Source organism: Rhodococcus sp. EPR-157 (assembly GCF_001647195.1).
Classification (GTDB): domain Bacteria; phylum Actinomycetota; class Actinomycetes; order Mycobacteriales; family Mycobacteriaceae; genus Rhodococcoides.
On sequence record NZ_LVCV01000342.1, the window covers coordinates 1 to 6,796 of the forward strand.

Annotated in this window: 10 protein-coding genes; 6 read left to right on the forward strand and 4 right to left on the reverse strand. The window is 63.4% G+C overall.

Features of this window, described 5'->3' with window-relative positions:
- A partial coding sequence (locus A2J03_RS15805; protein WP_156520415.1) for a CBS domain-containing protein occupies positions 1-289 on the forward strand: 289 nt, incomplete at its 5' end.
- A gap of 36 nt (positions 290-325) precedes the next feature.
- Here A2J03_RS15805 and A2J03_RS15810 read toward each other — a convergent pair.
- A complete protein-coding gene (locus tag A2J03_RS15810) occupies positions 326-607 on the reverse strand; it encodes a YciI family protein (protein ID WP_068375709.1) in 282 nt (93 codons plus the stop codon).
- A gap of 47 nt (positions 608-654) precedes the next feature.
- A complete protein-coding gene (locus A2J03_RS15815; protein ID WP_442971363.1) occupies positions 655-1,239 on the reverse strand; it encodes an amino-acid N-acetyltransferase in 585 nt (194 codons plus the stop codon).
- Positions 1,240-1,325: 86 nt separating this feature from the next.
- Between A2J03_RS15815 and pgsA the strand changes: the two genes are divergently transcribed.
- The 5 genes from pgsA (at position 1,326) to A2J03_RS31140 (ending at position 4,613) form a co-directional block, all read left to right on the forward strand.
- Complete coding sequence (gene pgsA / locus A2J03_RS15820) at positions 1,326-1,961, forward strand: CDP-diacylglycerol--glycerol-3-phosphate 3-phosphatidyltransferase (protein ID WP_068375711.1); 636 nt, start codon at positions 1,326-1,328, stop codon at positions 1,959-1,961.
- 187 nt (positions 1,962-2,148) lie between these two features.
- Positions 2,149-2,505: a helix-turn-helix domain-containing protein gene (locus A2J03_RS15825; RefSeq protein ID WP_068375713.1), complete on the forward strand. Its 357-nt coding sequence runs from the start codon at positions 2,149-2,151 to the stop codon at positions 2,503-2,505.
- A 136-nt stretch (positions 2,506-2,641) separates the two neighbouring features.
- A complete protein-coding gene (locus tag A2J03_RS15830) occupies positions 2,642-3,457 on the forward strand; it encodes a PspA/IM30 family protein (RefSeq protein ID WP_068375715.1) in 816 nt (271 codons plus the stop codon).
- A 48-nt stretch (positions 3,458-3,505) separates the two neighbouring features.
- Positions 3,506-4,297, forward strand: coding sequence for a phage shock envelope stress response protein PspM (gene pspM / locus A2J03_RS15835; protein ID WP_068375724.1), 792 nt, complete (start codon positions 3,506-3,508; stop codon positions 4,295-4,297).
- Between the two features lie 142 nt (positions 4,298-4,439).
- The gene (locus A2J03_RS31140) at positions 4,440-4,613 is read left to right on the forward strand and encodes a hypothetical protein (RefSeq protein WP_197480811.1); all 174 of its coding nucleotides are present in this window, start codon (positions 4,440-4,442) and stop codon (positions 4,611-4,613) included.
- 3 nt (positions 4,614-4,616) lie between these two features.
- On the opposite strand, the gene A2J03_RS15840 is transcribed toward A2J03_RS31140, so the two are convergent.
- On the reverse strand, positions 4,617-5,507 hold the full coding sequence (locus tag A2J03_RS15840) for a diacylglycerol kinase (RefSeq protein ID WP_068375717.1): 891 nt from the start codon (positions 5,505-5,507) through the stop codon (positions 4,617-4,619).
- The coding region (locus A2J03_RS15845) for an FAD-binding oxidoreductase (protein WP_068375719.1) at positions 5,504-6,796 on the reverse strand (1,293 nt) is incomplete at its 5' end. The genes A2J03_RS15840 and A2J03_RS15845, both read right to left, overlap by 4 nt.

Consider the following 6,796-nt stretch of genomic DNA (forward strand, 5'->3'; position numbering starts at 1 on the left):
CCTCCTGCTCGATTCCAACTTCGAGGCTCCTGAGGTGGTGCATGTGCGGGACACCCTGCTCGTCTCGGCCCAGACGCCGGCCCGCACCGTTTCTCGTCCGGCTCTGACTTTCGACACCGGAATACCGGTGTACGAAGCACTGGCGCTCGCCAGGGAGCACAGCGAACAGCTCGCCGCAGTCATGGACGACGGCCGCTTCATCGGAGTTCTCACCATTTCCGACATCCTCAGGCATGTTCTCCCGCAGCAACCAGTCGACAGTGCGGATGAGCCTGCGCATCGTCGGTGACGAACCCGACAATGTCGATCGATCGACGGAGTGGGCCTACACGAACGCGCCCATGACTGGCTTCCATTCGGTGATCGTGGACGTCTCCACGAGGTTCTCGACCGCGAACGGGTCCTGCGCGAACAGTTGTGTCACAGAGTCGACGTCGGTGCCCTCCACGATGATGAGGGCCCCGGTTCCGTCGACGTACGGGCCGCTGGAGACCAGTACTTTCTGCGCCAGCAGATCCGCGAGCCATGCACGGTGGGACGCACGGTGAGTATCTCGCCCGTCGGTGGTGGTGGGGGAGTACGTGTAGTGGACGGCGAACAATGCCATGTAACTCTTCTTCTTTCGCTCTTCGTATTGCGGACGGACAAATCCTGTCAGAACGACAGCAGCATCCTGGTATTACCCAGCGTGTTCGGCTTGACGTAGCTGAGGTCGAGGAATTCGGCGACACCCGTGTCGTACGATCTGCACATTTCGGCGTAGACCTCGGCCGTGACCGGTGTCCCTTCGATTTCCACGAAACCGTGGCGTGCGAAGAAGTCGACCTCGAATGTGAGCACGAACAGCTTCTGCAGCGCCAGCTCGCGGGCTACCTGAACAAGCTTGTCAACGATGAGATGCCCTGCGCCGTGACCCTTGGCTGACGGATCGACAGCCACCGTGCGTACCTCTCCGAGGTCGGCCCACAGAACGTGGAGCGCCCCGCAACCGAGAACCGTCCCAGTGCGTTCGGCGACCCAGAACTCCTGCACGGCCTCGTACAGAGTGACCAGATTCTTCTCCAGGAGAATTCTGCCCGCGTAGATGTCGATGAGGCGCTTGATCTCGGGAATATCGGAGGTACGCGCTCGTCGGACTACCAATTCGCCGCCGCCGTGTGTCGCTGTGGTGCTGTTCGAAGTCGGTTCCGAAGCGCCGTCGACGTCGTGTCGACTCGCCCGGTTCGGCGCAGAAGTCATGTGGTGAACAGTAGTCAACCGATGAACGGATATTCTTCTGGTGTGTCCGTTACTCCACGCGCCGTCCACGTACCGGGACACCACGTATGACCGACGGAGTGCCGCCGCCGGGAGTGCCTCCGACTGCGGGGCTTCCGCACGGTAACTCGGCGACCGGACGTACCGAGGACGTGCCGATCCTCAACATCGCCAACGTCCTGACCGTTCTGCGAATCGCCCTCGTTCCGGTCTTCCTCGTCGTGTTGTTCGTCGGCGACGGCCACGACACGGGGTGGCGTATAGGTGCGACCGTGGTCTTCGCGGTCGCCGCCATCACCGATCGCATCGACGGGCAGTTGGCCCGCAAGTACGGTCTGGTGACCGAATTCGGCAAGATGGCCGACCCGATCGCGGACAAAGCACTGATCGGTGCTGCGTTGATCGGACTCTCGATACTCGGAGACCTCGCATGGTGGGTGACCATCGTCATCGCTGCGCGTGAAATCGGGATCACCCTGGTTCGCTTCGCGGTGCTGAGACACGGCGTCATACCTGCAGGCCGGGGCGGCAAGGTCAAAACGCTCGTGCAGAGTTTCGCGATCGGCTTCTATCTCTTCCCGCTGCCCTACGAAGTGCGGTTCGCGTCGGTCACGTTGATGGGATTGGCCGTATTCCTGACGGTGTACACCGGCCTCGACTACATCGTGCAGGCGATTCGTCTGCGGCGCGGTTCATCGTCGTGACCGACCCGCTGGGACACTCGACGGGTGAAGCAGAGCGTGGCGGTATAGGGTCGGGAACCAATCCAGCCGTATCCTTCGTTGTAGCTGCAGAGGGTCGAAGTAGACGAACAGATCAAGAACAGTTCGCAGCGACGTGACGTGAGATCGTCACGAAATCGGACGGACTGATTCAACGAGGAGGAGCGAGATGGCGCTGCTATTGCGTGAAGCACTCGGCGACAGCCTGCGGCGCACTCGCGTTGCACAGAGTCGGACACTGCGCGAAGTCTCCAACACGGCGCGTGTCAGCCTCGGCTACCTTTCCGAGGTCGAACGAGGACGAAAGGAAGCATCGAGCGAACTTCTCGCGGCGATCTGCGATGCGCTCGCAGTTCCCCTCGCGGATGTGATGAGCGAGGTCAGCGTGTCCCTGTCGGAGTGGGCAGTCGCCACGCGAGCAGCCGAAGCCGAAGCCGCGGCCAGTGCCGAAGAAGCATCGCCTCGTATCTCCGGAGAAACCAGAGTGGTGATTCCTGCTCCCGCGCGGGCTCTCGCTGCTGCGTGAGCTCCAGCGACGCGGACCCAAACCGCTAGGCTGAAATCAATACGCACGGCAAACCGACCAGACCAGTATTCTCGTGGCACGGGCAGCACCCCCAACGCGCGATACACGGCGCTCAAGATGGAGGCAGGATCAACCCATGGCTAATCCTTTCGTCAAGGCCTGGAAGTACATGATGGCGCTCTTCAATTCCAAAATCGACGAGAAGGCCGACCCCAAGGTTCAGATTCAGCAGGCGATCGAAGACGCACAGCGCCAGCACCAGGCACTGTCTCAGCAGGCGGCGTCGGTGATCGGCAACCAGCGTCAGCTGGAAATGAAGCTGAGCCGTCAGCTCGACGAGGTCGAGAAGCTCAACGCGAACGCGCGGCAGGCGGTGACGCTCGCCGACCAGGCGGCGGCAGCAGGCGACGTCGACAAGGCCACCCAGTACACGAACGCCGCCGAGGCGTTCGCTGCGCAGCTCGTGACAGCCGAGCAAAGCGTCGAGGACTTGAAAGTTCTGCACGACCAGTCTCTGCAGGCAGCATCGCAGGCGAAGAAGGCAGTCGAGCAGAACGCGATGGCGCTGCAGGCAAAGGTCGCTGAACGCACGAAGCTGCTCAGCCAGCTCGAGCAGGCGAAGATGCAGGAGAAGGTCAGCGAGTCGTTGCGGTCGATGGACAGCACGCTGTCCGCGCCTGGTAACACTCCGAGCCTGGACGCCGTTCGCGACAAGATCGAGCGGCGCTACGCGGACGCACTCGGTTCCGCCGAACTGGCGCAGAACACGGTGTCCGGACGCATGATGGAGGTGCAGCAGGCATCGGTACAGATGGCCGGGCACAGCAGGCTCGAGCAGATTCGGGCATCCATGGCAGGCGACTCGTTGCCGTCGGGCAACTCGGCCTCGGCGGCCAAGCCGTCCATCGCCAAGTCTCCGAACGCGACCCCTGAGCCTCCGGCACAGAACTAGTCGAACGTGAGCAAGGAACAGCATGGCCGACCACGAACGTGGTCGGCCATGCCCGTATCCGACTCGGTGTCGGCGGTGCGAGGCGCTGCAGACACTGCTCGTAGATCCGTGGAATCGGCGGTCCAGGCGGTAGGGCGCTGGAACGACCCGCGGAGGAAGCACATTCGTCGGATCCGCCGCGCCCGACGCCGTGGCACGTGGCTGGGTAGCGCGTCCGGTGTCTCGGCGGCGTCCACTGCTGGACTTGCGGTGGCGTCGGCGCCGGAGTGGGCAATGATCGTGACCGGTGGCGGTGCGGCTGTGTTCGCGGTTCCTGCCGTGTTGGCGATCGGTCGTTACCGGCGTCTGAAAGCGCAGCCGATGCCTGCGGCCAGGCCGGCCAAGACCGTATTGCCGCACCGATCGTCCGCATCGTTCGAGCCGATGTCTCGACTGGTAGGTGCACAGTCGAGTCTGTACGAGCTCACCGGAATTCTGATGCGGTCGGAGTTCGTGGACCCGGCGGAAGTCGCGGAGACGACAGACGTGGCCAGCAGCGCAGCTCGTGCGTTGACGGACATGGCTGCCGATATCGTCGCCATGGAGCGTGCTGCGGAGGGCAGTGCTCGCGCAGCGAGCCATCTCACCGCCACAATCGCCGCTGCTGCAGTCGAACTGGACAACGGCGTCGACCAATACGAGGAACTGGTTGCGGCAGCAGCTCGCTTGACCAGTCCCAACGGGCTGCCGTCGAGCGCAGTGGAAGGGCGCAAAGCCGAGTTGATCTCGGCGACCGACCGCTTGGAAGGGTGGGCGAGTGCGCTCGCGGAGTTGGCTGCGATCAGAAGTCGGCATCTCTGAAGTTCGGCATCTCTCAAGTTCGGCGGCCCTGAAGTTCGGCGGCTCAGGGTCTTCACCCATCTTTCCCTGAACTCCGTGCCGGATCGGTGATCCGACCGTCCTTGCGTGCCAGGATCGAAGCACACAAGGAAAGGGAAATACCATGTTCTGGAAAATTCTCGGCGTGATCGTCCTGGTCTGGCTCGCCTTCGCAGTGCTGGGCGCAGTGATCAAGGGACTGTTCTGGGTTGCGGTGGCCGGCGCGATCGTATTCGGAATCTACTGGCTGTTCAAGGCGATCACTGCGGACTCGGACCGCGACCTGACCAAGCTATGACGGTCACCGTTGGAGGCTGGACGCCGAACCTACCAGCACGTTGACGGCGCGGGGCACAACCTCTATGCATACGGGTAGAGGGGGAAACCGCTCGCCGTCCGCGTAGGCGACCATCCCCTGGGCAGTGAGTGTCACTCGTGCTGCCCGATAGGTATCGACCTCCGGCAACGTGACGTGAGTGCCCTTGTACAGAGTGGGGAAGAGTCTGACCAATCGGGTTCTGCTCGACGCCCGCACGACGGTGACATCGAGGAGACCGTCGTCGGCACGCGCGTCGGGGCAGATTGCCATTCCGCCGCCGTAGGTAGGTCCATTCCCGACGGTCACCAGTGTGGCGTCGACATCGAAGGATCGATCGTCGAGTTCGAGTCGGTAACGAATGGGCCGAAATCTGCTCAATTCCAACAACATTGCAATGTTGTAGCGCAATGGCCCCCTCGGCCAGCGGAGTCTGTTCGCGCGTTCGGTCACCAAGCTGTCGAATCCGCTGGAGAGAACGGTGGCGAACCATCTGCCATCGACTCGCCCGAGATCCATGGTTCGAACTCTGCCTTCGCCGACGATGTCGGCTGCGGCAACGGGATCCCCGAGTGGCACTCCGAGCAACCGAGCGAAATCGTTGCCCGTGCCGGCGGGCGCTACCGCAATCGGTGTGGCTGTCGTGGCGACGGCTTGCAGCGCAAGGTTGACCAGTCCGTCACCGCCGACGGCCACCAGTGCGTCCGTTCCGGCGCGAACGGCTCGCTTGGTCGATTCGAGCGCCTCGCCAGGTGTTCGACCCTCGATGGTGATCACGCGTGTACCACGGTCGCGAAGACGGGCAACCACGACTTCCGACACCCTCGATGCACGTCCGTTCCCGGCGGTGGGGTTCGTCAGGACGGTTACGGTCACGGGATCAGCTTGCCAGGATTCAGCACGCCTGCGGGGTCGACCGCCACCTTCATGGCACGCAGCAACGTCGCCCCGACGGTTCCGACCTCGGCTGACATGTACGGGAGGTGATCTCGTCCGACCGCGTGGTGGTGCGTGAGCGTCGCGCCGAGTTCCATCATTGCTCGGGTGGCGGCATCCTTGGCTGTTCGCCACTGAGTCGACGGGTCTTCGGCCGTGGCGCAGACCACCGTGAAGTACAACGATGCACCTGTCGGATAGACGTGCGAAATGTGGCACATCACGATCGGCGGGGTGCCCAGTTCGGTCAGCGTTCCTACGAGTGTCGACGAGATGGTTGCCCGAACCGAGGCCAGCGCCGCCCAGCTGGTGGCAGTTTCCATAGTCTCGGCGAACGCACCCGCGTCGAGGAGCGAGTCGCGAAGGTACGGTGCGTCGAAGCGCTCGTGTTCCCAGCGCCGCGCGCTCTCGGAACTACGGACTTCACCGCCGCGTGCGGTGACGACGCCGTCGGCCGTGTTTGCCCGGGCCTGTACCTCCGCGCGCGTGCCCTCGAACGTTGCGACGGCGATGCAGCCACCGTCCTTCGATCCGTTGACCGCGGTCTCGGTCTCGTCCGACAATCTCATGACGGTCGGCCCACCGGTCGTCGCTGCCAGATCCCGAAATGCCGCTGCGCCGCTGACGAAGTCGGGGAACCACCACGATCGGTACTCGGTGCATTCGGGAACCGGGTGCACACGGACGGTCACCGAGGTGATGATTCCCAGCGTTCCCTCCGAGCCGAGGAAGACCTGGCGCAGGTCGGGGCCCGCAGCAGATGCGGTTGCCCGCCCGCACACGGTGATGCCGATCGGAGTCACGACGGTCATCGATTCGACCATGTCGTCGAAGCGGCCGTACCCGGCAGATGCTTGGCCGGAGGACCGTGTCGCTGCAAACCCGCCGATACTGGCGAACGCGAAGGATTGGGGGTAGTGGCCGAGCGAGAGCCCGTGCCGAGCGAGCATCTGTTCCGCCTCGGGGCCGCAGACGCCCGCTTGCAGAGTCGCCGTTCGTGACACCTCGTCGAGTGTCGTCATCGCGTTCATGCGGCGTGTGCTGATGGTGATCACCGTGTCGAACCACTCACGAACCGGATCCACCCCGCCGACGACGCTGGTTCCACCGCCGAACGGAACGACAGCGATCGACTCGTCGCTGCAGTACCGGAGAAGGGCATGGACTTCTTCTTCGTCCGCGGGGAACACGACGGCGTCAGGAGCGAACTGGAGCGTTCCGGAGCGTCG